Raw genomic sequence first — 26,079 nt, 5'->3', positions numbered from 1 at the left:
ATGCGAGAAAAAAGAAATCTCATTATCACAAATGTATCAATAAAACGTATTATGGTGCATATCGAAGGAGAAAATACCAATCCTGATCTGGATATTAAACAGTTATTGTTGAGGGATTATATGACGAATGATCGTTTAGTCCCTACCAATATCAAATGGCAAGATCATCATTTTTCTCTTTCTTTTAACTTGATGTCACTTAATAATGAAGAACCTATGCATACTGGCGATTGGTATCTCATTGGTATCGATCAGAAGGAGAGAATGCATGAAGTCTACCCATTACCAGACTTATGTCAGGCAATGAAGGTAAGAACCTTCAACATCAGTAATGAATACAACGCTTATTTCATTAAATCCAACAATAATAAGTTTGTGGCAGAAAGTAAAATCGATGAAGATAATGCTTCCTACTATCTAAAAATACAATACAATATCCCCAATCCTCCACTCTCATCATTCCAGAAGTGGAAACGTAATATGCATAAGCGTAAGACGGCTATTCGTCAAGGTGCTTATGTCAAAGTTTTTAATTTCTGGAAACACTTCAACAAGGAGGATGGCAACCGTATTCTCTTTACGTCTTCTTCAAGAAGCGAAATTGGTGGTAATGAGAAGTTTGTTTATGACCGTATGGTCGAAAGAGGCGTGGACAAACAATTCCATATTGATTTCTCTTATAAGGAATCCATTAAGAGTTACCGTAGTCCGCTTTCTAAATTCTCTTTCGCTAGAAAACTAGCAATGGCGAATATTATTATTTGTGATGACTACCAGCCAGAACTCTATCTTGTCGACTATTTACCCCATGTCGATATTATTCAGTTATGGCATGCATGTGGCGCCTTTAAGACAGTTGGCCTAGAAAGACTGGGTAAGCCTGGGGCACCTGCTTTTAACACCCGTATACATAAATGCTATACAGCGATGACGGTTTCTTCACAGCTTGCCGCCGATCACTATGCGGAAGCCTTTGGTATTCATGAAAGCAAGATTCTGCCTCTTGGTGTGCCAAGAACGGATATCTTCTTTTCTGAAGAATATCGTAAGGCGATTATTCCACAGGTGGAAGCAGCTTTTCCAATGGTGAAAGAGGCCAAGGAAGTTATTATGTATGCACCAACATTTAGAGGAGTCAATGCGAAAAATGCCAGCTTCCCAATGGATATGGTGGACTTTGATGCCTGGGGAGAATATTTACATGAATCACACTCTGTCATGTTGATCAAAATGCATCCTTTCGTCAAAGAACCACTCAACATCCCCGAACAATATCGTGATGTCATTGTTGATGCATCAGCTTATCGTGAAATCAATAATATGTTGTTTGTGACAGACTTATTGATAACAGATTATTCATCCGTTATCTATGAATTCTCACTTTTCCATAAGCCTATGCTTTTCTATGCTTTTGACCGCATGAAGTATGAAGCAGACCGTGGCTTCTATGAACCTTATAGTGAGATGGTTCCAGGTAAGATCGTCCGTACAAGTGAAGAATTGCTTCATGCGATTAAGAAACGTGATTTTGAGTTTGAAAAGGTTGATCCATTTGTGAAAAAGAACTTCAAATTCACAGATGGCAAGGCAACCGACCGTATTATTGATACATTAATTCTCAAGAAATAAGAAGGTGGCATAATGGCTACAGGAAAACATATCTATCCTCATCCTAAATTTCCTACTAAAGAAACAGTAGGACTTAATCTTCATGAAAAAAAGAATCTCAAAGCAACCATCTATCGTGGTGAAGGAGAGATTATAGAAGATACGATAATCTATAAAAGTGATAATCCTGAGATTGTCTCAATTGATGATCAAGGTATCGTAACTGCCCATAAAGAAGGCTATACCGAAATTACAGCCTATGGGCGCGGCAAGACGGCAAGGCTTGGTCTTGAAGTCTTTTCTGTCCCAAGGGGCATTAAAGGCTTTACTGCCCATCGTGGTGTCAGAAAGTTAGCTCCAGAAAATACGATGGCCGCTTTCAAGCTTGCGGGTGATTATGGCTTTGATTATATTGAAACTGATATTCAGGTGACAAAAGATAAAAAGCTTGTTCTTTTCCATGATAATACATTGAAGAGAATGTATGGCTTAGTAGAACGACATATCTGTGATTATACATTGGATGAATTGAAACAATTAAAGCTTACAGGTGGCAATGGGCTGAAAGAATATCCTGATGAAAAGATTGTCACTTTTGAAGAATATCTTGCTTATATGTCAACGATATCTTCAAAGCCAATGATTGAACTTAAAGATCCAACACTATCTACTGAAAACAAGGATCAGCTTATTGTCATCAAGAATCTGATTGATCAATATGGCCTTGCTTCACAAGCGCGTGTTACAAGTGCTATTCTTGATAATATTGAAGCTTATGAAGCTATCAATGAAGAAAGTACTTTGGCTTATATTGTTGAAGATCCTGCCTTTGATGACCTTGAATTGCTTCAAAAGCACCATTTCCTTTTTTCCATTAAGTATGAAGCAGCCAACAAGGACTTCTTACAGAAAGTGATGGATAGTGGACTAGAAGTAGATATCTGGATTATCAATGACAAGAAAACAGCCAAAGCATTACTCGAATGGCCGATTACATCAATGACAAGCGATTTAGTTGTATTTGATCACTAATTAGATTATGATACAGTCATAACGGAGGTAATTTATGATTTATGCAGAAATTCTAGCCGGCGGTAAGGGTACACGTATGGGTAATACTGAACTCCCAAAACAGTTCCTTATGCTTGGTGATAAACCTATTTTTATTCATACTGTTGAACAGTTTATGTTGAATAGACGCATTGATAAGATTTTAATCTGCTGTCCAGAAGCCTGGATCAGCTATACAAAAGATACATTAAAGAAATATATTGCTGATCGTACAAAGATCGTTGTCGTTAAAGGTGGGGCAAGTCGTAATGATACTATCATGAATGGCTTAAGCTTCATTGAAAATGAATATGGTCTTAATGATGATGATATTGTGCTAACACATGATGCAGTTAGACCATTCTTAACACAGCGTATTATTGATGACAATATTGATGGAGCTATTAAGTATGGTGCTGTTGATACTGTTGTCGAAGCCTTCGATACAATTGTCCATTCTACAAATGGTGAAACAATTGCGGATATTCCTGTACGTTCAGAAATGTTCCAGGGCCAGACACCTCAGTCTTTCAATCTTCCTTTGTTGAAGAATTTCTTAGCGTCACTAAGTGAAGATGAAAAGAATATCTTAACAGATGCATGTAAAGCACTTGTCATCAAGGGCACACCTGTCCATCTTGTTCGAGGTGAAGTCTACAATATGAAGATTACAACACAACATGACTTAAAAGTTGCGAATGGTCTGGTAGAAGGGCAAAAAATCTAATGATTAATACAGTTTATCGTCTTATCGCACCACGTCAGATTCGCAGTGATTTCGTTGATTTAACAATTGATGATGAGAGAGTGATTATCAGACCAACTTACCTCTCTATCTGTGCTGCTGATCAGCGTTATTATACGGGTTCAAGAGGACGTGTTGTCATGAAACAGAAACTGCCAATGGCTCTTATTCATGAGGGTGTTGGTGAAGTTGTTTATGATCCTAAAGGTGAATATGAAGTTGGCACAAAGGTTGTCATGATTCCTAATACACCAATGGAAAAAGATGATGTCATTAAGGCTAATTATTTACGTTCATCACGATTTAGAGCGAGCGGTTTTGATGGCTTCATGCAGAATGTTGTCAGCATGCGCCGTGATCTCATTATTCCTTTTACACTCGATCCTGAAATCGCTGTTTTACTGGAATTGACATCAGTTGGCATGAATGCGGTTGAAACATTCAAAAAACATGCTCATGAAAGAAAGCATGCAATCGGTGTCTGGGGTAATGGGAATGTTGGTTTTGTGACATCTCTTATTTTAAGAAAAGCCTTTCCTGATGCTAAGCTTTATGTCTTTGGTGTTCAGGAGAGAAAGAATCGTTATTTCTCATTTGCGGATGAAACATTCTTAATCAATGATATACCTGAAGATTTAAAGCTAGACCATGCCTTTGAATGTGTTGGGGGAAGAGGCTCAGAAGCTGCTATTAATCAGATTATTGATCTCATTAACCCTCAGGGTACAATCAATCTAATGGGTGTATCAGAGAATCCTGTTGCCATCAATACGAGAATGGTCCTTGAAAAAGGCTTGACATTACTTGGTAATAGTCGTTCGAACTATGATGATTTCAAGAAGTCTGTGGATTTTATGGAAGAATATGATGATGTGCGTGATTATCTTTCAACAATTATTTCAGAAATCGTTGATATCAAGACGACAAAGGATATGATTAAGGCATTTGAAAATGATTCTAATAATGACTTTAAGACAGTTATGAAATGGGATATCTAGGCAAACATTGTTTGCCTATTTTTTCTAAGGGAAGAGATTATGAAAAGACTTATTGTACGTATTAGACGCAAACTACGCTTTTATATCTTTAAGATTGTATGCCTCGCTATTGAATGCACACATGCACTTGATGAACAAAAAATATGCTTTCTTTCCGATAACCGTGAGGTTATGGGAGGCAATCTTAAAAGCATTTATGATGCTCTTGAAGGTAGTTCCTACCAACGTGTAATTGAATTCAAGCGCGATCGCAGAGTTCGTCGTACGCTTAAAGAAAAGCTCAGCTTAGCCTACAATCTTTCCACTTCACGCTATATTCTTCTTGAAGACCTCAGTACAGCCATCACTTATTTTCCTGTACGCAAGCATCAGGATATTGTTCAGCTGTGGCATGGACCGGGGGCTTATAAGCGCTTTGGCTATTCAAGAAAGAAAACAGGAGAAAAGATTGGCACTATTCATCGAGGCTATAAGAAATATACAAAAGTCATTACAAGTGGTGAAAAGATCAGATGGTGCTATGCAGAAGCTTTTGGTCTTCCTTTAGATAAAGTCAAGGCAACTGGTTTCCCTAGAACCGATGACTTCTATCATCAAGACTACCTAGATCATGTTAGAGAAACATTCTATCAAAACTATCCCGAACTCAAAGACAAAAAGATTATTCTCTTTGCCCCAACTTATCGTGGAGTAGTCCCTCGTGATGCCAGCTATGATTTTTCTAAGCTTGACTTAGATGCTTTATATGAAAAATTCCATCAAGACTATGTCATTATTTTCAAGTGGCATCCAGCCCTCTACAACAATATTGTGATGAAAAAAGTCAAAGCCCCTCACTTTGAGAAATATCATGGATTCTATCGTGATTTCTCTTTCTATCGTGATATTCAGGAACTGCTGGTTGTTTGTGATACGCTTGTTACTGATTATTCCTCATTAATCTTTGATTATGTTCTTCTCAATAAGCCTATTGTCTATTATACTTATGATTTAGAAGACTATACGGGTTATAATGGTCGTGGTCTTTACTTTCCTTTTGAGACATATGTCTATGGGGAAGTGGCACACAATATGTCTGAACTCATCGCCGCTTTAAGCAAGGGCAATCTTGAAATCGAGAAACGTAAAGTCTTCTTTGAGACCTTCATGAATGCCTGTGATGGGAAGGCTACTAAGCGTGCAGTCCAATATATATTAAGAGGTTAAGATATGGAAAACATCCTCAAAATAGCCGCCCAGAAGCTTAGATATCTAAGCCTAACAACTTACTATAACCACTATAAAAAACAACCCATCAATCCCCAACAAGTGCTCTTTCTTTCACAAAGTAGAAAAGAACTCTCGGGTAATTTCTATTATATTCGTCAGGCTATGAAAGATCGCTTTGTCGTGAAGTCTGTGCTATTAGATGACAAAATTCCTTATAAAGAGCTGGCACGATTGATGGCTGAGTCACATTATATTCTTCTTGATGACTTCTATCCCGCTATTTATCCAGTACATCTAAGAGCCCAAACAAAGCTCATCCAGGTCTGGCATGCGATTGGGGCCTTCAAGACTGTTGGCTATGCAAGAAAGAATAGTGCGCTCACACTCACGCATCATGGCTATACGGATGCGATTGTCTCTTCGCCAGATATCATCAATGACTATGCCAGAGCTTTTCATATGGATCCACGCCGTATTCATCCTATAGGCATTCCAAGAAGTGATATCTTCTTTGATGCATCCTATGCCAATAAGATCAAAAAAGAACTCTATGACCATTATCCACAGCTCAAAGATAAAAAAATTATTCTCTTTGCGCCAACATTTAGAGGTAATAATATTTATCATGCCTATTATGATGATGATCAAATTGACTTTAGGCATTTACAAGAAGCATTGGGTCATGACTATTTCTGTATCATAAAAATGCATCCTTTTATCAAACATCGAAGTTTAGATCTTGATCCCCATTTCTTCTTAGATCTCTCTAGTCAAAGAGAAATCAATGACTTGCTTTTTATTACGGATATCCTAATTACTGATTATTCGTCCGTTATCTTTGAAGCAAGCTTGTTGAATATTCCAACAATCTTCTTTGCCTATGATCTCGATCAGTATATTAGCGAACGTGATTTCTTCTATCCATATTCAGAATATACCTATGGACCAGTAGTTAAGAATGAAGAAGAACTTATTGAAGCCATCAAGCATCCAATTATTGATCGAGAGAAACTAGAACGTTTTAAAAAGAAGTTTGTGGCATCATGTGATGGGCATGCCAGTGAGCGCTTTGTCAATCTCTTATTAGGAGGGGACAAATGATGACAATCATTGCAAAAATAGGGATCTTTTTCATGAATATCATCTTTGCGATTATGAAGCTTCTACCAATCCAGAAGAAGATTACCTATATCTCAAGACAGATGGATACAACACCTGTAGATTTCTCCCTCACCATCCAACAAATGCGTAAAGATCATCCTGAATATCGTCATGTCGTGCTTGCCAAAATGATCCATCCAGGCTTAAAGGCGAAAATAGGCTATGTTGGTCATATGTTTGTCCAAATGTACCATATTGCGACAAGTGAAGCAGTGATTCTTGATACCTATTGTATCTGCATCTCTATCTTGCATCAGCGTAAAAGCCTTGTCGTGATACAAATGTGGCATGCTTTAGGAGCTTTTAAGAAATTTGCTTATTCTATTCTTGATTGTCAGGAAGGCAGTTCCTCTAAGGTTGCCAAGCTTATGCATATGCATGAAAACTATACCTATGTCCTTTCAAGTTCACCCTATGCGGCAAAGTTCTTTGCCGAGGCCTTCCATGTCAGAGAAGATCAGATGCGCATTTATCCTTTACCTAAAACGGATCTCTTGGTCGATGAAGAACGCAAAGCAACCATCATCAAACAAATCGATAAAGCCTATCCAGAACTCAATGATGGCAAGAAAATCATTGTCTATGCACCAACATTCCGTAAGACCCATAATCATCTTAAAGAAGGCATTGAAGCCTTGATCAAGGAAGTAGATTTTGAAAAATATCATTTTGTCTTAAAGCTTCATCCCTTATCATCTATGACCATAGATGATGATCGTATCATCATTGATCATCAATTTTCTTCGTTGGAATTCTTTCATAAAGCTGATATCATAATAACTGATTATTCAGCAGTACTCTTTGAAGCATCATTATTACATAAGCCTATTTATTTCTATGATTTCGATTATGATTTCTATAAAATAGGGCGTTCATTTTATATTGACTATGAGCATGATATGCCTGGTTATATGTCACGTGATCCTAAGGATTTAATGCACGCTATTGACGCCCATTCTTATGATTATAAGAAGCTTCAAGATTTTAGTAGGCTAATGATCAGCCCATGTCATATAAGCTATACAAAGGATTTCACAGATTTTCTCTATCACACACTTAACAAGGAGGCGTTGTAATGGAAAATACAAGAAATATAAAAAGAACACATTTCCAAAGACAGCTCACCGGCACCCAATCAGCCATTGGCTTGATTGTCCTATTGCCACTCTATGCCATCTTTGGTTCACGCATTGTTACAGCTTTAATGAAGCTTTCAATGGTGCTTTTTGACTACCGTCTGACAAGAACAGCTCTTAGCAGTTATTTGAATCTTGTCTTTGGTGCTATGATGCTGATCTTGCTTGTCCTTTTATTAAGAGGATTCTTAAAGGACAACTGGAAAGACTTCATGCAGAATAAGAAAGCTATTATTATCAAGGGCGTGATGACTTTTGTCTTAGTCTATCTTGCCAACTATATCGGCACAATTATTGTCATGTTGATGGGTGGGGCAAGCAATTCTGCCAACCAGGCAGGGATTGAGCAGATTCTCAGTCGTGTTCCTGTGCCAATGATTCTCTATGCCGTACTGATTGGGCCAGTTGTAGAAGAATTGATGTTTAGAGGGGTTATCTTTACGACACTACGCCGCAAGCATCGCACACTTGCCTATGTCGTGACAGCCTTAGCCTTTGGCTTAGCTCATGTCTATGCTTCCATTCTTTCAGGAAATGTCAGTGAGATTGTTCAGATCTTCCCTTATTTCTTTGCCGGGCTTGTCTTCTGTTATGGCTATGAGTCCAGCAATAATATCTTTGCCTCAATCATCGGACATATGGGTAACAACCTAGTGGCAGTCCTTCTCGCCATGTTTATATAAAAAAAGACCTTCAGGATTAACCTGAAGGTTATTTGTAACTGGCGGTCTGGACGGGGCTCGAACCCGCGACCTCCGCCGTGACAGGGCGGCATTCTAAACCAGCTGAACTACCAGACCAGCTACGAATAGTAATATATCAGTTATGGCATGTGAAGTCAATAAAAAAACCTTCGGCTTTCACCGAAGGATGTTTGTATCTGGCGGTCTGGACGGGGCTCGAACCCGCGACCTCCGCCGTGACAGGGCGGCATTCTAAACCAGCTGAACTACCAGACCAGGTACGAATAAGAATATATCAAAGTATTGTACATGAGTCAATAAGAAAGTGAGAAAAATATGCGATTAGTTGAAAAAATATGGCTGCAAGTCAAACCACGTAAAAGGTTTGAAAAGAATGCCTTTGCGAACATGCTTTTGTCCATCATAGAAGAAAGCAAGAACTATGTTCAGGTCGGTTTTACTACGGAATATGCTGAGCTGATTTACTGGGTCAAAGATCCTTACAAATATACCAAGACTTCTATCTTCTATTATGATGACTACAAGATGGAACCTCTTGTCATTGATGATGTTGAAGGACTTTGTGAATACATCTACCAACATATGACTTATAGAGAGAAACATATCCGCTATCACAACAATGCCTTTCATGGTGGTGAATATGATCATAAGCTCTATAAGCAGGGGGTGCCTTATATCGCTCCAAGACCAAAATAATGCCATCTTCCATAATACCTATTAAAGTGCTATGATAATAGATATTATAGGTAGGTGATCATATGGATATCAAGAAACGTGCTTTCAAGCTTGCCATGCCTGTCATGTTGAGCTATCTCTTTATGTCTTTGGCTTATGGCCTCATGATGCAGCAGGCGCATCTTGGCTGTGGTATTATAGTATTCTTGCCAGTGTTCTTATTTATACAGGTGCTTTCCAATATGTCCTTGTCGGTTTGATCAGTGCTTCAACACCCATCATGACAATATTGATCACTGCTCTTTTTATGAATGCTAGGCTGTTCTTCTATGGTCCTACATTTGCGAAGCTTTTTCAAACGAGTAAGCATTATCCTTATTTGATTCATTCACTGACGGATGAAACCTATGCTCTTGATTTAAAAATCGCAGAATCAAAACAGGAGAAGCAGGTTGATCTGATGTACTATGTTGCACTCTTTTCTCAATGCAGCTGGTTAGTAGGCACATTGCTTGGCGCAACGATTGGGGCTATTTTGCCTATAAAACTTGAAGGCATCGAATTTTGTATGACAGCTATGTTTATCACTATTGTCATCGACCAGTGGGAGAGTCATCACCATTTTCCAACAATTATGTCGGCAATTGTCGCTCTCGTTTTGCTTGGTCTTCTTAAAAGCCAGCATTTCATGTTGCCAAGCTTGCTTCTTGCAACACTGATAATGGTGCTTTATACAAGGTGGATCATCGATGAATAAGATTATTGTCATTATTGTTCTCAGTGCTCTTCTCACTTTTGCTCTTAGAGCAACACCTTATTTACTTATCAACAAGTTGGATCATATGCCGGCATTTCTTGAGAAGCTCATTGCGGATTTACCACTTGTCGTTATGAGCGTTCTAGTTGTTTATTGTTTCAAAGATGCACTCTATGTGTCACCAATGAAAAGTCTTCCAGCATTTGTGGCTGGTCTAGTCACGGTGATTAGCTACAAGCTTCGCCATAATACAATGCTTTCCATCGTTCTTGGCACGCTTCTTTATATGGGCATTCTGCATATCATGTAGAGTGCTTTTTTGTCTATTTATATATAGGATTAGCCTATAGAACTCAAAATATATAATTTATAATTACGATAAATACAAAAATATAACTCAAATTTATGATATAAGTAAACAAAAATCTCTAAAACCTATTGACTTTATGGGTTTACAAAGTTATAGTATAGTCACTTCAAGAGAAGTAGTCGGGAGGAAAAACAATGACAATTTCATACCATGTAATCCTCTCCTTAGCACGAATGTGTCGGGAGAGAACCGACATAGTCGTCATGCGACATATGTTGTAACCTCAATAAAAAGAAGATACAATAGAAATAAGGAGAAACAATAATTATGTCAAATAGAAAATATCATTTCGAAACTTTAGCTTTACACGTAGGTCAGGAAGAAGCAGACCCAGTTACTGATTCAAGAGCAGTCCCAATTTATCAGACTTCATCATTCGTATTTAAGAATTCAGATCATGCTGCTGCTAGATTTAGCTTACAGGATGCCGGTAATATTTATGGCCGTCTGACAAACCCAACTACTGATGTCTTTGAAAAGAGAATTGCGGCTTTGGAAGGTGGGGTTGCAGCCTTAGCTGTTGCATCAGGTGCTGCTGCTGTAACTTATGCCATCAAGAACTTAGCCTTTGCTGGTGATCATGTTGTTGCCGCAAAGAATATCTATGGTGGTACATACAATTTATTCGCTCATACATTAAGAGAAGATGGTGTTGAAACAACATTTGTAGATGCTCTTAACCCACAGAATTTTGAAGATGCCATCCAGGATAATACAAAGGTTGTCTTTATTGAAACTTTAGGTAATCCAAATTCAGATACAGTTGATATTGAAGCTATTGCGAATATCGCTCATAAGCATGGCTTACCACTTGTTATTGATAATACATTTGGTACACCATACTTAATTAGACCAATTGAATATGGTGCAGATGTTGTTGTGCATTCGGCTACAAAATTCATTGGTGGCCATGGTACAACAATTGGTGGTGTCATTGTCGATGCTGGTAAGTTTGACTGGGCTGCACATGCTGATAAATTCCCTCAGCTTGTTGAACCAAATCCATCATATCATGGTGTAAGCTTCGCAAAGGATGTCGGTGCGGCTGCTTATGTTACAAGAATTCGTGCTATTCTTTTAAGAGATGAAGGTGCGACTTTATCACCAATCCATTCATTTATCTTCTTACAGGGACTTGAAACATTGTCATTGCGTGTAGAAAGACAGGTTGAAAATACATTAAAGGTTGTTGAATTCCTTAATAATCATCCACAGGTAGAGAAGGTTCATCATCCATCAGTTTCAAATGATCCAGAACAACAACGTCTTTACAAGAAGTACTTCCCTCATGGTGGTGGATCTATCTTCACATTTGAAATCAAAGGTGATGAAAGAAAAGCCAAAGACTTTATCGATCATCTTGAACTCTTCTCATTACTTGCTAATGTCGCTGATGTAAAATCACTTGTTATCCATCCAGCTACAACAACACATGCAGAAATGAATGATGAAGAATTAAATTCTGTTGGTATTTATAGAAATTCTATTAGACTTTCTATTGGTACTGAACATATTGATGATATTATTGATGACTTATCACAGGCATTTGATGCAGTTAAATAATAGACTTGAGAACTGGGCAACCGGTTCTCTTTTTTCCTAATTTTGAAAACACGAGAATTATGCCTTTTGTCTATAGTAATCTTGCCTCATAAGTATTGGTAACGATTTCAAAAATTGTTTACAATAGAGAAAAGGAGAGAGCTATGAAGAAAAATATTAAACCATGGCTTATTGTAGCTGTATGTTGTGGATTAGCTGCTAGCTCAATAGGCATATCGATTAATTCCTCAGGGGTATTCTATAGTGTTGTGGCTGATGATTTAGGCATTATGCGTGGTTCTTTTGCCTTTCATATGACGATTTTTACATTTTTTACTGGCTTAGCTGCCTTTGTGATTCCACCTCTTATGAAGAAGATATCCTATAAAATTCTTCTCACAATTTCAGTTGGACTTACTGTCGTGGCAACAATAGCCATGGGCTATGTTAGAAGCTTACCTATCTTTTATCTTCTTGGAGCTATTCGTGGCATCACGACAGCCATGTTTTCCTTAGTGCCTCTTTCGATGATTATCAATAACTGGTTTGAGAAATCTCATGGTATAGCGACATCCATTGTCTTTGCCTCAAGCGGTTTAGCAGGTGCCATCGGATCAACAGTATTAAGTCGTGTCATTCGTGCTACAAGCTGGCAAACAGGCTATCTCGTGGCGGGAATCATGATTCTTGTGTTATGTCTGCCTGGCATTATTATGCCTTTTAAGCTTGATCCCTATGACGAAGGTAAGATGCCCTATGGTGGTAGCACAATGAAGAAGGCAGCTAAAGTTGTCGCACATGAAAAACAGCATTTTGATTTTACTAATTCTACCTTTATTGCCTTATTTGTTTCAGTCTTGTTGATGGCCTTCACAACAAGCTTAGCCCAGCATTTTCCTGGCTATGCCCAAACAATAAATCTTGGCACCATTGGCAGTTTAATGCTTTCAGCAGGTATGATTGGGAATATTGTCTTTAAGATTATTATCGGTTTATTAACGGACCATATTGGCGCCTTGAAGAGTACTCTTTGTATGATGTTGATTACATTGACAGGTTTATGCATTCTGCTTTTTGTTAGAGTGCCTTTCTTGATGATTGTCGGGGCATTGATGTTTGGGGCATGTTATAGTGTGGGGGCAGTGGGTGGACCACTTCTCACCCATCACTTCTTCAAGGATGAACTCTATGATACCATCTATCCACCTGTCAACTTTATTTCCAATGTCGGTGCAGCAATCGCATTGTCTGCCATTGGTTATGTCTATGACTTCTTCAAAAGCTACCAGGCCGCTTTTGTGATGATCATTATCTTTGTATGTATTGCTATGACGGCATTGTTCCTGAATCGTCATAAGTCTTATCGTTAATATGTGTGATTATAACTATTATCAAACGCCTGCTTCTTTTGATGACCTGGTGATGGTAAGTGATGGAGTATTTTTAACGGGTCTTTATTTCACCTGTGATCCTCACTTAGACAAGCAAGCCATCACATTAAGCAAGCGAGACCTGGAAATCTTTAAGATGACAAGAGCATGGCTGGATGCATACTTCCTTCATCATGAATGTGGTCAATGTCCACCAATCAAGATTGAACATGCGACAGCCTTTCAACAGGAAGTCTATGAAATATTAAAAGCCATTCCTTATGGTGAGACTGTTACCTACAAAGATATTGCCAAGAGAATTGCCATCAAGAGAGGCATGACTTCAATGAGTGCCCAGGCTGTCGGGCAGGCTGTTGGCTCCAATCCCATTGCGATTATGATTGGCTGTCATCGTGTCATTGGGTCAAATGGCAAGCTGAATGGCTATCGGGGTGGCTTGAAGAATAAAAAAGCTTTATTGAATCATGAAAAGTCATGATTCTTTTTTCTATATCTACTATAATAAGTATACAAAACTGTGAGGAGGAAAAGGTATGAAGAAATTAGGATTTGGTTTAATGCGTTTGCCTCAATGTGCTGATGGCGACATTGATTTAGCACAAGTTAAGCACATGGTTGATGATTTCATGGCTGCTGGCTTTACTTACTTCGATACGGCCTATGTCTATGGTGATGGGGCAAGTGAAAAAGCAGCAAAGGCTTGCTTGGTCGATCGTTATCCACGAGAAAGCTATCAGATAGCCACAAAGCTCAATGGCTGGATGGGCTGTCATGATGAAGAAAGTGCAAAGAAGGAATTTGAAGTTTCATTGGAACGACTAGGCTGTGGTTATATTGATTATTATTTGTTACATGCCATTAAGAAGGAAAATCTGCATTTCTATAATGACTGGCATTTATGGGATTTCATTAAACAAAAGAAAACAGAAGGACTTATTAAACATATTGGCTTTTCCTACCATGATCAGCCTGAGCTCCTCGATCAGCTTTTAAATGAACATCCTGAAGTGGATTTTGTGCAGTTACAACTCAATTATGCCGATTGGGATAATCCAGCAGTGAGCTCAAGACGTAATTATGAAGTCTGCCTTAAACATCATAAAAAGGTTATTGTCATGGAACCAATCAAAGGCGGGACTTTAGCTACACCTGCTCCAGCTGTAGCAGATGTCTTGAAAAAAGCTGAACCTGAGATGTCTATTGCATCCTGGGCTATTCGCTATGTTGCTTCTTTACAGAATGTGATTGTTGTATTATCAGGAATGAGTAATCGAGCACAGATGGATGATAATATTTCTTATATGCGTGACTTCAAGCCTTTGTCTGCACAAGAACAAAAAGTCATCAATCAAGTGCAGGGTATCATGGCTTCTCTTGACCAGATTCCATGTACGGCTTGTCATTACTGTACACCAGGATGTCCAGTCAATATGCCAATACCAGAAATCTTTGAGGCAATGAATCGCAATATTCTTTTCGGAAATAAAGAAAGTGCTATTGAACGCTATCAACGTGTCACTAAAGAAACAGGACCAGAAGACTGTATTGCCTGTGGTCAGTGTGAAGCTGCCTGTCCACAACATATTTCTATTATTGAGCAGTTAGCGCGTACGCAGAAAGCATTTAGCTAATGATGAAAAAATTCTTTCTCTTACTTCTTGTTGCTCTTGTGATTCTTGCCGGCTTTTATGGCTATGATTATTATCATCAGCCCAAGAAAGAACAATTGCCAGTGATTGTCAAACATCCAGCACAGCGAACACAGGATGAAATAAAAGACATCTATGTTAATATCAAGAATGAACATATTTATGGTCAGGCTTATATTCCTGCCAGCCCGCAAGGCAGTTTGCCACTATTAATATTATGTCATGGCTTTGGTGGACATTATACGGACCTTATTCCCATTGCTAAAAAATGCATGGCCAATGGCATTGCTGCTTTCTGTTTTGATTTTCGTGGTGGTGCTCCTACAAACAAGAGTGATGGACGGATGGTTGATATGAGCATAAAGACGGAAGAAGAAGACTTGGAAGCTGTTATTGACAATATGCGTCATCAGGATTTTGTGAATAATGATCGCATCTATCTAGGCGGTCATTCACAGGGTGGACTGGTTGCCAGCTTAGTCGGGGCTAAAAGAGATGATATTCAAGGACTCTTTCTTGCTGCGCCAGCTTTCAATATTCCACGTCTCTTTCGTTTTGTCCCATTGCCAGAAAAGGGCAAGACTTATCGTTTCCTAGGCACTGATGTTGGGCGAAAATATGTTGAAGATGCACGTGATATCAAGATTTATGGTGATGTAAAGTCTTTCGATAAGACAGTCTTGATCTTTCATGGTGGCTCGGATACATTGGTCCCCATTCAGTACTCAGCTCAAGCTGTTGAAGAATATCAACATGCCAAACTGATAAGCTATGAGGATGCGGATCACTTATTCAATGAATATTATTTGAATGATATGGCAGATCAAATTATTGCCACAATCAAGAAATGATAATCTTCGGATTATCATTTTTATTTGCGAATGATTTGCAAATCTCTTGACAGTTTATCTTAATCTCTATACACTTACAAATGCAAATGATTCGCAAAAAGAGGACTATTATGAAAGAATATCATACAAAATATAAAGATCTCATCAAGACCTATGTTGATGAACATAAAGATTCACGTATTTCTGCAGCTGGTATTTATGAAAGCTTGACAGCCCAGGGTATTCCAATCAATCTAGCGACTGTCTACCGTCATCTTGATAAATTGACGGATGAAGGAACACTCAAGAAGTACAAGACAAATAATGCCAAGCAATCCTATTACCAGCATGCCTCACCTAAATGTGCGCATCATCTTCATTTACAATGTTCTCGTTGTGGCAAGATTATTCATCTTGATTGTGAATGTATGGATATTATTAATGCTCATATCTTAGGTGAACATGGCTTTAAGCTTGATTGTGCTAATTCTGTACTGACGGGCTTATGTAAGGAGTGTCAGGAGGAAATGCAACATGGTTAAAAAACTATTCGCAGCTATTCTTTGTCTCTTGTTGGTTGGTTGTGGCCCACAAACAACTTCAACAAGTCACAAGATCAAGGTCGTTACAACAACATTCCCAAGTTATGATGCCTTAAGGGCGATTATTGGCAATGATTCTGATTATGATCTCCATATGCTTCTAAAACCAGGTGCTGATGCCCATTCTTATGAACCTTCACCCGAAGATATCATTAAGGTTGAAAATGCCGATATGTTTGTCTATACAGGTGGTGACTCGGATACATGGGTCAATGAAATCTTAACTGACAAGAAGCATGGCAAGGTTATTAAGCTGATGGATTTGGTGGAAAAGCGTGAAGAGGAAGAAGCGGAAGGGATGGAGGAAGAAAAGGATGAACATCATCACCATGATGATGAAGAAGAGCACGATCATGATCATGAAGGTGATGAGGAAGAGGAAGAGGAATATGATGAACATGTCTGGACTTCGCTCGCCAATGAACAGATCATCCTTAAAAAACTTTCCAACGCCCTTATAGAAATCAATCCAAAACACCAAGCAACATTAAAAGCCAATACAGATGCCTATATCAAACAAGTTGCCCAGCTTGAACAGGAAATCAAAACAATCGTTGATAAGTCAAAGACAAAACAGCTAGTCTTTGGTGATCGCTTTCCTCTTCTTTATTTTGTGAAGGAATATGGACTTGATTACCGTGCTGCATTTGCAGGCTGTTCAGAACAGAGTGAACCAAGTGCGAAGACGTTAAGCTATTTGATAGATTATGTCAGAAAGCATGATGTCAAGATTGTCTTTGCGATTGAACTTTCTAATCAGAATGTGGCTAAGACGATTGCTTCTGAAACGGGGGCAAAAGTCAGAACATTCTATACAATGCATAATGTTTCAGCAAAAGATTATAATAATCATGAAACTTATGTCTCACTCATGAAAAGAAATATCAAAGTATTAAAGGAAGCATTATTATGAATCTCATTAACGTAAATCATTTAACACTTGGCTATGAGCACCAGGAAGTGATCAAAGATCTCTCTTTTACTGTTGAGAAGGGGGACTTCATTACCATTATTGGTGCCAATGGCTCAGGCAAGAGTACGCTTGTCAAAGGCTTGCTTGGCTTAATTAAGCCAATGCAGGGTGACATCCAATATCATATTGACACAAAACAAATCGGGTATATGCCCCAGGAAACAAAGATTGATGCAACATTCCCAGCAAGTGTTGAAGAGATTGTTCTTTCGGGAACACTTAATCGTCTTGGTCATCGTCCATTCTATGGCAAGAAGGAAAGAAAGCTGGCTGATGATTCATTAGCTCTCTTGGATATTTTGGATTTAAAGAAAAAAAGCTTTACCAACCTGTCAGGTGGACAACGCCAGAAAGTCCTTCTTTCAAGAGCACTTAGCGCAACACGTGAGCTTTTAATTCTTGATGAACCTTCCAATAATCTGGATTTTTCAAGCCGTGAAGAATTTTATAAAATCATTCATCGCTTGAATAAAGAAGAAGGAATCACAATCTTGATGATTACACATGATCTTGATATGCATGCGATTGCCGGTAATAAGATTATTGCCTTTGAAGATCAAGAAATCTTTGTCGGAAAGATTGAAGATTATAGGAGGAAGATGCATGAATCTCTTTAGTATGTTTCAATATACATTTTTATTAAGGGCATTTATTGTAGGACTATTGATTACTTTGGCTGTTTCACTTCTTGGTGTCTCGCTTGTCTTAAGACGTAATGCGATGATCAGTGATGGCTTGTCCCATGTCTCTTTTGGTGCATTTGCCATTGCTACAGTAGCTAATATTGCCCCTATACAATTTGCGATACCAGTTGCTATTGTTGCTTCAGTGCTGATTTTAAAGCTCAATGAAAACAACAAGCTGCATGGTGATGGAGCAATTGCCTTGCTGTCAAGTTCAGCTCTTGCTATTGGTATCATGGTGATTTCCGTCACTAAGGGCATTAATACGGATGTTAATAACTATCTCTTTGGCTCTATTTTGTCCTTATCTACCAATGATGTCATTGTATCGGTGGTTCTATCACTTGTGGTCGTCTTATTGTTTATTTTTTCTTACAACAAGATCTTTGCTTTGACTTTCGATCAGAGCTTTGCGAAGAGCACGGGTACAAATGTAGAGCTTTATAATATCATTCTTGCAATTTTATGCTCAATTACAATCGTACTTGGCATGCGCATGATGGGGGCTTTGTTGATATCTGCCTTGACCATCTTTCCAACCCTCACAACAATGCAGGTATATAAGAGCTTTAAACAGGTTGTTATTGCGAGCAGTATTGTTGGCATGATCTGCTTTGTGATTGGCTTATCGATTTCCTATCTCTATGCCACACCTTCAGGAGCATCGATTGTCATCGTTAATCTTGTTGCTTTTATACTCTTTAAACTGATTTCACTATTTAAGCAGGCCAAGTATTAAATGTCGGCTTTCCATTTAATTAATGAAGCAATGACCGAAACAACGTAGTTGTGGTCATTGTTTTTATTTTCGTTGTAAGCATAGTAGGCACCATAAATATAGTAAGTGAGAATGATATTGATTTCCTGGTTATTACGATATTCAGGATGGAGAGAGAAGACAAGCTCTTGTAAAGTCTTTAAAATCTTATGAGGAAGCTGGGAAGAACGCGAATCGGCAAAGAGAATCGCAATCTTTTCATTTTCCTTACTAAAGGCATTAAAAAGCTGTTTGGTGAAGGACTGAGGATCTTTGATAATACTTTCAGGATCAGCAAGAGAGTTTTTGATATTTTCGACCATCTCATCTTCTAGCTGTTCACTTAAATCATAGATATCATGATAATAGACATAGAAAGTAGACTTATTGATATCGGCTTTCTTGCATAATTCAACAACACTCATTTTCTCGAGGGGTTTATGTTTACGTAGTTCGAGAAAGGTTTCAATAATGTATTTTTGGCTCTTAGGCATTTTCTTCATAGTGACCTCCAACAATATTAGAAAAGTGTCTAAAAATAGATGGTAATCTATTTTTGGTGGATGTAAAACGGTTACACTTTCGTTATTATAATAGTAGATTAGACACATGTCTATAAAGAGGTGAGAAAATGAATTTAAGTGATTTCTATAATGGTAATGAATTTGAAATGTATACGTATTTAGGTGCCCACCGCACCCATGACCACCATGTCACGTTTAGAACGTATGCCCCTAACGCTAAGCATGTATCTTTAATTGGCTCGTTCTCTGACTGGACGGAGATTCCAATGCATCCTATCGCAAATGGTCAGTTCTATGAAGCGAGCGTTCCTGCTGCTGAGGGTGATCTTTATAAGTATCGTATCTATACAAATGACTATGACTTTATTGATCATTGTGATCCCTATGCCGCATGGGCAGAAGTACGTCCGGCAACAGCTAGTCGTATCTTTACATCAAGCTATACATTCCATGATGACGAATGGTTCAACCTTATTGACGATAGTGAACATGAACCAATGAATATCTATGAAGTCAATCTTGGCAGCTGGCATTTAAAAGAAGATGACGAATGGTATAGCTATGAAGAGCTAGCTGGGATGTTGGTGAAATACTGCAAGGAGAATCATTATAACTATCTCGAACTAATGCCGATAACAGAATTCCCAAATGATGCATCCTGGGGCTATCAGCCAACTGGCTATTTCGCACCAACATCACGTTATGGCACACCTGATCAGCTGCGCTATCTTATTGATGCTTGTCATCAGGCGTCAATTGGTGTCATTCTTGACTTTGTGCCAGTGCATTTTGCGATTGATGGCTTCGCTCTCAATAACTATGATGGAACACCACTCTATAACTATCCTAATGATGCTGTTGGCAAGAGTGAATGGGGAACATGTAACTTCCAGCATAGCCGTGGGGATGTTTGCAGTTTCTTGAATTCTTCAGGCTATTACTGGCTTAAGGAATTCCATTTTGATGGCTTGCGACTAGATGCTGTCAGCAATCTTATCTTCTGGCAAGGTGATAGTAATCGTGGTGTGAATAATAATACCGTAAATTTCATCAAGAACTTTAATGGTGGTTTAAAGAGACGTTTACCTCATGCACTTCTCTTTGCGGAAGATTCATCAAGCTATCCTGGTGTGACGAAGAAGCTTGAAGAAGGTGGTCTTGGCTTTGATTATAAGTGGGATCTTGGCTGGATGAATGATACGCTTGATTATTTCAAGAAGACAAGTGATGAAAGAAAAGAGAATTATCATAAACTGACATTCTCTATGTATTATTTCTATAATGAACATTATTTATTACCACTCTCACATGATGAAGTTGTTCATGGCAAGAAGACAATTATTGATAAGATGTATGGTGAGTATGAGGATAAATTTAAGAATGCCAGAGCATTCTATATGTATATGTTTGCCCATCCAGGTAAGAAACTCAACTTCATGGGCAATGAAATTGCCCAGTTTAGAGAATGGGATGAAAAACGTGAACAGGATTGGGACTTATTAAAATATCCAATCCATGATGCTTTCAATCATTACTTTAAGGATTTATCAAAACTCTATCTAGAACATCCATCATTAAGTGCACATGATTATGACTTATCTGGCTTTGAATGGATTGATTGTCATCAAGAAGATAAAGCTGTTTATGTCTTTGAAAGACGCTGTGAAGACGAACGTACCATCTTCTTCTTCAATTTCTCAAGTGAAGAACAAACTTATACTTATACTAATTCCCAAGGCGAACATTTTATTCCATTACTTGATAGTAATGCGAAAATCTATGGTGGAGAAAATGAAGCTGAGAATGAATTTGATGTCAATCACACAAAGACATTCACGTTGGATCCATTAAGTGCTAAAGCTTATCTTATAAAATAAAACGGGAGCAGTTGAACTGCTCCTTTTAGGTTAAGTATAAAAAAACATCGGACAAATGCCCGATGTCAACTTCGCAATGGCGGAGGCAGAGAGATTTGAACTCTCGCGCCAGTTATCCCGACCTACTCCCTTAGCAGGGGAGCCTCTTCAGCCACTTGAGTATACCTCCAATGGATTGCCTAATCAATATATCATGAGAGAGTGTGAAATGCAAGATTTTTTGAAAAAACATTTTTCTAAAAATGTTGTTATGACAACATGAGAAATGAAGGAATTACGTTACACTAACTTTGTACTTTTTCAAGAGTATTTGAGTTGATTTATAAGTTTGTTTATGCTAACTTATAGATGGAAAGTGAAGTAAGAATTCGCTAACCAACTTTGTTTGAATAAGTCATTCTTTCGTCCAATATAGAGAATGACTTCAATAAGTCCATAAGCAGTCAGTCTGCTTTTATATAAGGAGGATATGAAAATGGAAAAAGATTTAATTAGTCGTGTTTATGCACGTGAAGTGCTTGATTCACGTGGTAATCCAACAGTAGAGGTAGAAGTTGAAACAACATTTGGTGGCTTTGGCCGTGCTATTGTTCCTTCAGGAGCATCAACAGGTGTCCATGAAGCTGTTGAATTACGTGATGGTGATAAAAATAGATATTTAGGTAAGGGTGTTACTAAGGCTGTTAAGAATGTTAATGAAGAAATCGCTCCAGCAGTTATTGGTTTACCAGTTACTGATCAGCGTTTAATTGATAAGACAATGATTGATTTGGATGGTACTGAAAATAAAGGTCGCTTAGGGGCGAATGCCATCTTAGGCGTTTCTCTTGCTGTTGCTAAGGCAGCTGCTGATGCATTAGGCTTACCACTTTATAAATATATTGGTGGCAATAATGCCTATGTAATTCCTACACCAATGATGAATATCATCAATGGTGGTGAACATGCTGACAACAATGTAGATTTCCAGGAATTCATGATTATGCCAGTAGGTGCACCTACATTCAAAGAAGCTATTAGAATGGGTGCCGAAGTCTTCCATAACTTAAAGTCAGTTTTAAATGCCAAGGGCATGAATACAGCTGTTGGTGATGAAGGTGGATTCGCACCTAACTTACAGAGCAATGAAGAAGCTATTCAGGTTATCTTAGAAGCTATTGAAAAAGCTGGTTATAAGCCAGGTGAAGACGTTATGATTGCCATGGACGTTGCTTCAAGTGAATTCTATGATACAGAAAAGGGCATCTATACACTTGCTGGTGAAGGTGGCAAGCAGTTCAATAATAAGGAATTTGTTGATTTCTTAGAAACATTAGTGGATAAGTATCCTATTATCTCTATCGAAGATGGCTTAGCTGAAGATGATTGGGATGGCTGGGATTACTTAACTGCTAAGTTAGGTAAGAAGATCCAGTTAGTTGGTGATGACTTCTTTGTTACAAATACTAAGCGTTTAGCTAAGGGTATTGAAAGAGGTGCTGCTAACTCTATCTTAATCAAGGTAAACCAGATTGGTACATTAACAGAAACATTAGAAGCTATTGAAATGGCTAAAGAAGCTGGCTATACAGCTGTTGTCTCACATCGTTCAGGTGAAACAGAAGATACAACAATTGCTGATATCGCAGTTGCTACAAATGCGGGTGAAATCAAGACAGGTTCTGCTTCAAGAACAGACCGTATTGCAAAATACAATCAGTTATTAAGAATTGAAGATGAACTTGGTGATCAGGCAAAATATAAAGGTATTCATTCATTCTATCAGTTAAAGAAATAAATCTTCCTTGAAGAGGTCCCTTTTAGGGATCTTTTCTTTTACATTGTGATTTGTTTTCAATTGGATGGTTAGTTGGTATAATGTTGGTGTATTGATTGCATTGTCAGTCAAGAATGGTTAGAATATGACAAAAAGGAGAAGTCAAATGAAATTTACAAAGATGGAAGGTATTGGTAATGATTATATCTATATAGATAATCGTGATCATTTCTTTGATTATGATCCAGCTTTTATTACCAAAATCAGTGATCGTCATATGGGTATTGGTGCTGATGGCCTCATTGCCCTGGAAAACAGTGACAAATATGATTTTAAAATGCGCATGTTCAACGCTGATGGTTCAGAAGGACAAATGTGTGGCAATGGTATTCGCTGTTTAGCGAAGTTTGCTTATGACAACAAATTAACAGACAAAACCCATCTTGAATTTGAAACAATGGCTGGTAAGCGCATTGTGGACTTGATCTTAGAAGATGGTCAGGTCACTGGCGCAACAGTAGATATGGGTGTCCCTTCAAGCAAGGTCAAAGATTTACCTATGGTCTATGATGCAGAGGAATGCATTAATGGTGAATTTGTCGTTGGTGGTAAGCATTATCGTGGAACAGCCATCTCAGTTGGTAACCCACATATTGTTCTCTTCACAAAACATTTACCTGAAGATATCGAGACAGATGGCTTCAAGATTGAACATTCTGGCGTATTCCCAGAAAAGGTGAATGTGGAATTTGTCGAAGTCATTGACCGCAATCACTTAAAAATGCGTGTCTGGGAACGTGGTAGTGGGGAAACTTTAGCCTGTGGTACAGGCGCATGTGCGACGGTCTATGCTGCTATTCTAGAAAACAAGATTGATACAACATGTGATGTTGAATTACTAGGTGGTCATTTATCCATCACTTATCGTGATGGCCATCTCTTTATGACAGGCCAGGCAAGAACAACATTTACCGGAGAAGTAATGGAGGAAAATTATGTTAGATAGTGCTCAGGAAATTATTGATTATATTGCGAATGCGAAGAAGAAAACACCTGTTAAGGTTTATGTAAAAGGTCATGACTTGCCAGATACAGACACAGTTCATTGCTTTGGCAGCAAGAAGAGCCGTGTTCTGATTGGTGAATTGGAAGATGTTAAGGCTTATTTAGAAGAAAATAAAGAAGCTATCAAGGATTGTTATATGGAACAGGATCGTCGTAATTCAGCTATTCCAATGCTGGATATGACAAATATCAATGCCCGTATTGAACCAGGCTGCTTTATTCGTAATGGTGTTACTATTGGTGATAATGCTGTTATCATGATGGGGGCTGTGATCAATATTGGTGCTGTTATTGGCGAAGGCTCAATGATTGATATGGGTGCTGTTCTTGGCGGTCGTGCTACAGTTGGTAAGCATTGTCATGTTGGTGCTGGTGCCGTTTTAGCAGGCGTTATTGAACCAGCAAGTGCCACACCGGTTATTCTTGAAGATAATGTTTTAATTGGGGCTAATGCCGTTGTCATTGAAGGTGTACGTATTGGCCATGATGCCGTTGTTGGAGCTGGTGCCATCGTTACGGAAGATGTTCCTGCCAATGCCGTCGTTGTAGGTAATCCTGCCAAGGTCATCAAGATGAAAGATGACAAGACAAAATCAAAGACAGGCTTAGAAGACGATTTAAGAAAGATCTAGTCATGTTAGAACAATTACAGAAATGGCGTCGTGATCTTCACCAGATTCCTGAACTTGGGCTTGAAGAAAATCAGACAACAGCGTATCTCAAAAACGAACTGATCAAGATGGGCTATGACCCAAAGCCACTTCCACAGCTTAAGACTGGCTGCTATGTCTATCTTGACTATGGCTTTGAAAAATGTGTTGCCTTTCGTACAGATATTGACGCCTTGCCTATTTGTGAAGCCAATGATATTGCTTTTAAAAGTGGACATGAAGGTATCATGCATGCATGTGGTCATGATGGCCATATGGCAGCTATGCTTGGCTTTGCCTATCGCTTGAGGGATGAAAATGTTCATCCACAGGTCAATATTTTGCTGATCTTTGAACCAGCTGAAGAAGGACCGGGCGGGGCGAAAATCATCGTCGAAAGCGGACTGCTTAAAGAATTTAATGTTGAAGCTATCTTTGGCATTCATCTTATGCCTACTATCGAAGAAGGCGTACTAGCTACCAAGAAGGATGGCTTAATGGCGGAATGTGGCGAAATCGATATCCATATTACCGGACGTGATGCCCATGCCGGCCTGCCACAAAATGGCATCGATTCCTTGCTTGTTGCTGCCCATTTGCTAGAAGACTATCAACAGATCTTAACACGTATGAAGTCTCCCTTTGATCCTGCCATTATCAATATCGGCCAGATTCATGGCGGAACAGCGAGAAATAGTGTTGCCAAAGAATGTGAAATGCATGGGACAATGCGTACCTACAGTGAAGATGTCTTTAATTTCTTAGTGAAAAAGATGGAAGATTTTAATAAGGGCGCTGAGATAAGTTATGGCTGTAAGATTGAATTTAGTTGTCCGCCGCTCTATCCACCTGTTCTCAATGATGAAAAGCTTGTGAAATTCTTAAGTGAGATTGATGATATTGTCTTGCTTGATGAACCGCTCATGCTTGCTGAAGATTTCTCATTCTATCAAAAAGCAGTACCTGGTGTCTTTGTCTTTGTCGGAACGAAATCTGAAAATTATCAGTCAGGTCTGCATACAGATCATTTCAACTTTGATGAAAAAGTCTTAAAGAGAGCTGTTGAAATGTATATCAAGATTGCTTGTCAATATCAGTAAGAGTCTTAGTACAAATGTACTAAGGCTTTTTTTCTTTTTGAAAATGAAAAGGCTCACATCGTAGGAATTGTTGAATAAGTATTGATTTTTAAATGGAAAACAATTATTTTAGTGGTGAATTAAGGAAAAAGGTTAAATGAAAAATACTAATTTTGGAAATATACAAATATTGATAAATCTCTTTATGGATACAAGAAATTGTTATTAAAGTGATAAAAAGATATTGACGAATGGATAGAGTTTTGTATAATAAGAGAAAATTAGACA

General features: G+C 38.4%; 27 protein-coding genes and 3 tRNA genes. 26 read left to right on the top strand and 4 right to left on the bottom strand.

Annotated elements, in window-relative coordinates; translation table 11 throughout:
• The 8 genes from FYJ79_RS00635 to FYJ79_RS00600 are packed head-to-tail and all read left to right on the top strand — an operon-like array spanning nt 1 to nt 8,590.
• Entirely contained in the window at nt 1-1,629 is a 1,629-nt protein-coding gene (locus FYJ79_RS00635) for a CDP-glycerol glycerophosphotransferase family protein (protein ID WP_154514056.1), read from the top strand.
• 12 nt (nt 1,630-1,641) lie between these two features.
• A complete protein-coding gene (locus FYJ79_RS00630) occupies nt 1,642-2,640 on the top strand; it encodes a glycerophosphodiester phosphodiesterase family protein (RefSeq protein WP_154514055.1) in 999 nt (332 codons plus the stop codon).
• Between the two features lie 34 nt (nt 2,641-2,674).
• Complete coding sequence (locus FYJ79_RS00625; protein WP_154514054.1) at nt 2,675-3,385, top strand: IspD/TarI family cytidylyltransferase; 711 nt, start codon at nt 2,675-2,677, stop codon at nt 3,383-3,385.
• On the top strand, nt 3,385-4,401 hold the full coding sequence (locus FYJ79_RS00620) for a zinc-binding dehydrogenase (RefSeq protein ID WP_154514053.1): 1,017 nt from the start codon (nt 3,385-3,387) through the stop codon (nt 4,399-4,401). The genes FYJ79_RS00625 and FYJ79_RS00620 overlap by 1 nt, the downstream gene beginning before the upstream one ends.
• Before the next feature lie 39 nt (nt 4,402-4,440).
• Nucleotides 4,441-5,607, top strand: a complete 1,167-nt coding sequence (locus FYJ79_RS00615) for a CDP-glycerol glycerophosphotransferase family protein (protein ID WP_154514052.1) — start codon at nt 4,441-4,443, stop codon at nt 5,605-5,607.
• 3 nt (nt 5,608-5,610) lie between these two features.
• Entirely contained in the window at nt 5,611-6,711 is a 1,101-nt protein-coding gene (locus FYJ79_RS00610; protein ID WP_154514051.1) for a CDP-glycerol glycerophosphotransferase family protein, read from the top strand.
• Entirely contained in the window at nt 6,708-7,847 is a 1,140-nt protein-coding gene (locus FYJ79_RS00605; RefSeq protein WP_229771274.1) for a CDP-glycerol glycerophosphotransferase family protein, read from the top strand. Before FYJ79_RS00610 ends, FYJ79_RS00605 begins: the two co-directional genes overlap by 4 nt.
• Entirely contained in the window at nt 7,847-8,590 is a 744-nt protein-coding gene (locus tag FYJ79_RS00600; RefSeq protein WP_154514050.1) for a CPBP family intramembrane glutamic endopeptidase, read from the top strand. Before FYJ79_RS00605 ends, FYJ79_RS00600 begins: the two co-directional genes overlap by 1 nt.
• Nucleotides 8,591-8,629: 39 nt before the next feature.
• Here FYJ79_RS00600 and FYJ79_RS00595 read toward each other — a convergent pair.
• A tRNA-Asp gene (locus FYJ79_RS00595) sits at nt 8,630-8,707 on the bottom strand.
• 81 nt (nt 8,708-8,788) lie between these two features.
• A tRNA-Asp gene (locus FYJ79_RS00590) sits at nt 8,789-8,866 on the bottom strand.
• A gap of 60 nt (nt 8,867-8,926) precedes the next feature.
• On the opposite strand from FYJ79_RS00590, the gene FYJ79_RS00585 reads away from it, so the two are divergent.
• The 13 genes from FYJ79_RS00585 (at nt 8,927) to FYJ79_RS00525 (ending at nt 18,822) form a co-directional block, all read left to right on the top strand.
• Nucleotides 8,927-9,307, top strand: coding sequence for a hypothetical protein (locus FYJ79_RS00585; protein ID WP_154514049.1), 381 nt, complete (start codon nt 8,927-8,929; stop codon nt 9,305-9,307).
• 62 nt (nt 9,308-9,369) lie between these two features.
• Nucleotides 9,370-9,546, top strand: coding sequence for a hypothetical protein (locus FYJ79_RS00580; protein WP_154514048.1), 177 nt, complete (start codon nt 9,370-9,372; stop codon nt 9,544-9,546).
• Complete coding sequence (locus FYJ79_RS00575; RefSeq protein ID WP_154514047.1) at nt 9,474-10,043, top strand: AzlC family ABC transporter permease; 570 nt, start codon at nt 9,474-9,476, stop codon at nt 10,041-10,043. The genes FYJ79_RS00580 and FYJ79_RS00575 overlap by 73 nt, the downstream gene beginning before the upstream one ends.
• Entirely contained in the window at nt 10,036-10,353 is a 318-nt protein-coding gene (locus tag FYJ79_RS00570; RefSeq protein WP_154514046.1) for a branched-chain amino acid transporter permease, read from the top strand. Before FYJ79_RS00575 ends, FYJ79_RS00570 begins: the two co-directional genes overlap by 8 nt.
• A gap of 327 nt (nt 10,354-10,680) precedes the next feature.
• Nucleotides 10,681-11,976 carry an O-acetylhomoserine aminocarboxypropyltransferase/cysteine synthase family protein gene (locus FYJ79_RS00565; protein ID WP_154514045.1) on the top strand — a complete coding sequence of 432 codons (1,296 nt, stop codon included), beginning with the start codon at nt 10,681-10,683 and terminating at the stop codon, nt 11,974-11,976.
• A 143-nt stretch (nt 11,977-12,119) separates the two neighbouring features.
• Nucleotides 12,120-13,325, top strand: a complete 1,206-nt coding sequence (locus FYJ79_RS00560) for an MFS transporter (RefSeq protein ID WP_154514044.1) — start codon at nt 12,120-12,122, stop codon at nt 13,323-13,325.
• A gap of 1 nt (nt 13,326) precedes the next feature.
• A complete protein-coding gene (locus tag FYJ79_RS00555; RefSeq protein WP_154514043.1) occupies nt 13,327-13,824 on the top strand; it encodes a methylated-DNA--[protein]-cysteine S-methyltransferase in 498 nt (165 codons plus the stop codon).
• A 55-nt stretch (nt 13,825-13,879) separates the two neighbouring features.
• On the top strand, nt 13,880-14,977 hold the full coding sequence (locus tag FYJ79_RS00550; protein WP_154514042.1) for an aldo/keto reductase: 1,098 nt from the start codon (nt 13,880-13,882) through the stop codon (nt 14,975-14,977).
• Nucleotides 14,977-15,846, top strand: a complete 870-nt coding sequence (locus FYJ79_RS00545; RefSeq protein ID WP_154514041.1) for an alpha/beta hydrolase — start codon at nt 14,977-14,979, stop codon at nt 15,844-15,846. Before FYJ79_RS00550 ends, FYJ79_RS00545 begins: the two co-directional genes overlap by 1 nt.
• Nucleotides 15,847-15,956: 110 nt before the next feature.
• The gene (locus FYJ79_RS00540; RefSeq protein ID WP_229771273.1) at nt 15,957-16,367 is read left to right on the top strand and encodes a Fur family transcriptional regulator; all 411 of its coding nucleotides are present in this window, start codon (nt 15,957-15,959) and stop codon (nt 16,365-16,367) included.
• Nucleotides 16,360-17,340 (top strand): metal ABC transporter substrate-binding protein, encoded by a 981-nt coding sequence (locus tag FYJ79_RS00535; protein ID WP_154514039.1) that lies wholly within the window; start codon nt 16,360-16,362, stop codon nt 17,338-17,340. Before FYJ79_RS00540 ends, FYJ79_RS00535 begins: the two co-directional genes overlap by 8 nt.
• The gene (locus tag FYJ79_RS00530; RefSeq protein WP_154514038.1) at nt 17,337-18,017 is read left to right on the top strand and encodes a metal ABC transporter ATP-binding protein; all 681 of its coding nucleotides are present in this window, start codon (nt 17,337-17,339) and stop codon (nt 18,015-18,017) included. Before FYJ79_RS00535 ends, FYJ79_RS00530 begins: the two co-directional genes overlap by 4 nt.
• Complete coding sequence (locus FYJ79_RS00525; protein ID WP_229771272.1) at nt 18,004-18,822, top strand: metal ABC transporter permease; 819 nt, start codon at nt 18,004-18,006, stop codon at nt 18,820-18,822. Before FYJ79_RS00530 ends, FYJ79_RS00525 begins: the two co-directional genes overlap by 14 nt.
• Here FYJ79_RS00525 and FYJ79_RS00520 read toward each other — a convergent pair.
• Nucleotides 18,819-19,343, bottom strand: a complete 525-nt coding sequence (locus FYJ79_RS00520) for a TetR/AcrR family transcriptional regulator (protein WP_154514036.1) — start codon at nt 19,341-19,343, stop codon at nt 18,819-18,821. The genes FYJ79_RS00525 and FYJ79_RS00520 overlap by 4 nt on opposite strands.
• 128 nt (nt 19,344-19,471) lie before the next feature.
• Here FYJ79_RS00520 and glgB point away from each other — a divergent pair, with 128 nt between their 5' ends.
• Nucleotides 19,472-21,241 (top strand): 1,4-alpha-glucan branching protein GlgB, encoded by a 1,770-nt coding sequence (gene glgB, locus FYJ79_RS00515; protein WP_154514035.1) that lies wholly within the window; start codon nt 19,472-19,474, stop codon nt 21,239-21,241.
• 77 nt (nt 21,242-21,318) lie between these two features.
• On the opposite strand, the gene FYJ79_RS00510 is transcribed toward glgB, so the two are convergent.
• Nucleotides 21,319-21,410: transfer RNA gene (locus FYJ79_RS00510), tRNA-Ser, on the bottom strand.
• Nucleotides 21,411-21,710: 300 nt separating this feature from the next.
• Here FYJ79_RS00510 and eno point away from each other — a divergent pair.
• From eno to FYJ79_RS00490, 4 genes are all read left to right on the top strand, one after another.
• Complete coding sequence (gene eno / locus FYJ79_RS00505) at nt 21,711-23,018, top strand: phosphopyruvate hydratase (RefSeq protein WP_407695587.1); 1,308 nt, start codon at nt 21,711-21,713, stop codon at nt 23,016-23,018.
• A gap of 145 nt (nt 23,019-23,163) precedes the next feature.
• Nucleotides 23,164-24,003, top strand: a complete 840-nt coding sequence (gene dapF / locus FYJ79_RS00500) for a diaminopimelate epimerase (protein WP_154514033.1) — start codon at nt 23,164-23,166, stop codon at nt 24,001-24,003.
• On the top strand, nt 23,993-24,694 hold the full coding sequence (dapD, locus tag FYJ79_RS00495; RefSeq protein ID WP_154514032.1) for a 2,3,4,5-tetrahydropyridine-2,6-dicarboxylate N-acetyltransferase: 702 nt from the start codon (nt 23,993-23,995) through the stop codon (nt 24,692-24,694). The genes dapF and dapD overlap by 11 nt, the downstream gene beginning before the upstream one ends.
• Nucleotides 24,695-24,696: 2 nt before the next feature.
• A complete protein-coding gene (locus tag FYJ79_RS00490) occupies nt 24,697-25,812 on the top strand; it encodes a M20 metallopeptidase family protein (protein WP_154514031.1) in 1,116 nt (371 codons plus the stop codon).
• Nucleotides 25,813-26,079: the final 267 nt, after the last annotated feature.

The organism is Sharpea porci, from assembly GCF_009695655.1.
GTDB classification, from domain to species: Bacteria; Bacillota_I; Bacilli_A; order Erysipelotrichales; family Coprobacillaceae; genus Sharpea; species Sharpea porci.
Note: the sequence above shows the minus strand (reverse complement) of the source record. Positions and strands in the feature narration are given on the sequence as shown.

What these genes read in the sequence shown, in the direction of transcription:
- FYJ79_RS00635 (WP_154514056.1), top strand. Translation starts at nt 1, where the DNA reads ATGCGAGAAAAAAGAAATCTCATTATCACAAATGTATCAATAAAACGT.
- FYJ79_RS00630 (WP_154514055.1), top strand. Translation starts at nt 1,642, where the DNA reads ATGGCTACAGGAAAACATATCTATCCTCATCCTAAATTTCCTACTAAA.
- FYJ79_RS00625 (WP_154514054.1), top strand. Translation starts at nt 2,675, where the DNA reads ATGATTTATGCAGAAATTCTAGCCGGCGGTAAGGGTACACGTATGGGT.
- FYJ79_RS00620 (WP_154514053.1), top strand. Translation starts at nt 3,385, where the DNA reads ATGATTAATACAGTTTATCGTCTTATCGCACCACGTCAGATTCGCAGT.
- FYJ79_RS00615 (WP_154514052.1), top strand. Translation starts at nt 4,441, where the DNA reads ATGAAAAGACTTATTGTACGTATTAGACGCAAACTACGCTTTTATATC.
- FYJ79_RS00610 (WP_154514051.1), top strand. Translation starts at nt 5,611, where the DNA reads ATGGAAAACATCCTCAAAATAGCCGCCCAGAAGCTTAGATATCTAAGC.
- FYJ79_RS00605 (WP_229771274.1), top strand. Translation starts at nt 6,708, where the DNA reads ATGATGACAATCATTGCAAAAATAGGGATCTTTTTCATGAATATCATC.
- FYJ79_RS00600 (WP_154514050.1), top strand. Translation starts at nt 7,847, where the DNA reads ATGGAAAATACAAGAAATATAAAAAGAACACATTTCCAAAGACAGCTC.
- FYJ79_RS00585 (WP_154514049.1), top strand. Translation starts at nt 8,927, where the DNA reads ATGCGATTAGTTGAAAAAATATGGCTGCAAGTCAAACCACGTAAAAGG.
- FYJ79_RS00580 (WP_154514048.1), top strand. Translation starts at nt 9,370, where the DNA reads ATGGATATCAAGAAACGTGCTTTCAAGCTTGCCATGCCTGTCATGTTG.
- FYJ79_RS00570 (WP_154514046.1), top strand. Translation starts at nt 10,036, where the DNA reads ATGAATAAGATTATTGTCATTATTGTTCTCAGTGCTCTTCTCACTTTT.
- FYJ79_RS00565 (WP_154514045.1), top strand. Translation starts at nt 10,681, where the DNA reads ATGTCAAATAGAAAATATCATTTCGAAACTTTAGCTTTACACGTAGGT.
- FYJ79_RS00560 (WP_154514044.1), top strand. Translation starts at nt 12,120, where the DNA reads ATGAAGAAAAATATTAAACCATGGCTTATTGTAGCTGTATGTTGTGGA.
- FYJ79_RS00555 (WP_154514043.1), top strand. Translation starts at nt 13,327, where the DNA reads ATGTGTGATTATAACTATTATCAAACGCCTGCTTCTTTTGATGACCTG.
- FYJ79_RS00550 (WP_154514042.1), top strand. Translation starts at nt 13,880, where the DNA reads ATGAAGAAATTAGGATTTGGTTTAATGCGTTTGCCTCAATGTGCTGAT.
- FYJ79_RS00545 (WP_154514041.1), top strand. Translation starts at nt 14,977, where the DNA reads ATGATGAAAAAATTCTTTCTCTTACTTCTTGTTGCTCTTGTGATTCTT.
- FYJ79_RS00540 (WP_229771273.1), top strand. Translation starts at nt 15,957, where the DNA reads ATGAAAGAATATCATACAAAATATAAAGATCTCATCAAGACCTATGTT.
- FYJ79_RS00535 (WP_154514039.1), top strand. Translation starts at nt 16,360, where the DNA reads ATGGTTAAAAAACTATTCGCAGCTATTCTTTGTCTCTTGTTGGTTGGT.
- FYJ79_RS00530 (WP_154514038.1), top strand. Translation starts at nt 17,337, where the DNA reads ATGAATCTCATTAACGTAAATCATTTAACACTTGGCTATGAGCACCAG.
- FYJ79_RS00525 (WP_229771272.1), top strand. Translation starts at nt 18,004, where the DNA reads ATGAATCTCTTTAGTATGTTTCAATATACATTTTTATTAAGGGCATTT.
- FYJ79_RS00520 (WP_154514036.1), bottom strand. Translation starts at nt 19,343, where the DNA reads ATGAAGAAAATGCCTAAGAGCCAAAAATACATTATTGAAACCTTTCTC.
- glgB (WP_154514035.1), top strand. Translation starts at nt 19,472, where the DNA reads ATGAATTTAAGTGATTTCTATAATGGTAATGAATTTGAAATGTATACG.
- eno (WP_407695587.1), top strand. Translation starts at nt 21,711, where the DNA reads ATGAAAATGGAAAAAGATTTAATTAGTCGTGTTTATGCACGTGAAGTG.
- dapF (WP_154514033.1), top strand. Translation starts at nt 23,164, where the DNA reads ATGAAATTTACAAAGATGGAAGGTATTGGTAATGATTATATCTATATA.
- dapD (WP_154514032.1), top strand. Translation starts at nt 23,993, where the DNA reads ATGTTAGATAGTGCTCAGGAAATTATTGATTATATTGCGAATGCGAAG.
- FYJ79_RS00490 (WP_154514031.1), top strand. Translation starts at nt 24,697, where the DNA reads ATGTTAGAACAATTACAGAAATGGCGTCGTGATCTTCACCAGATTCCT.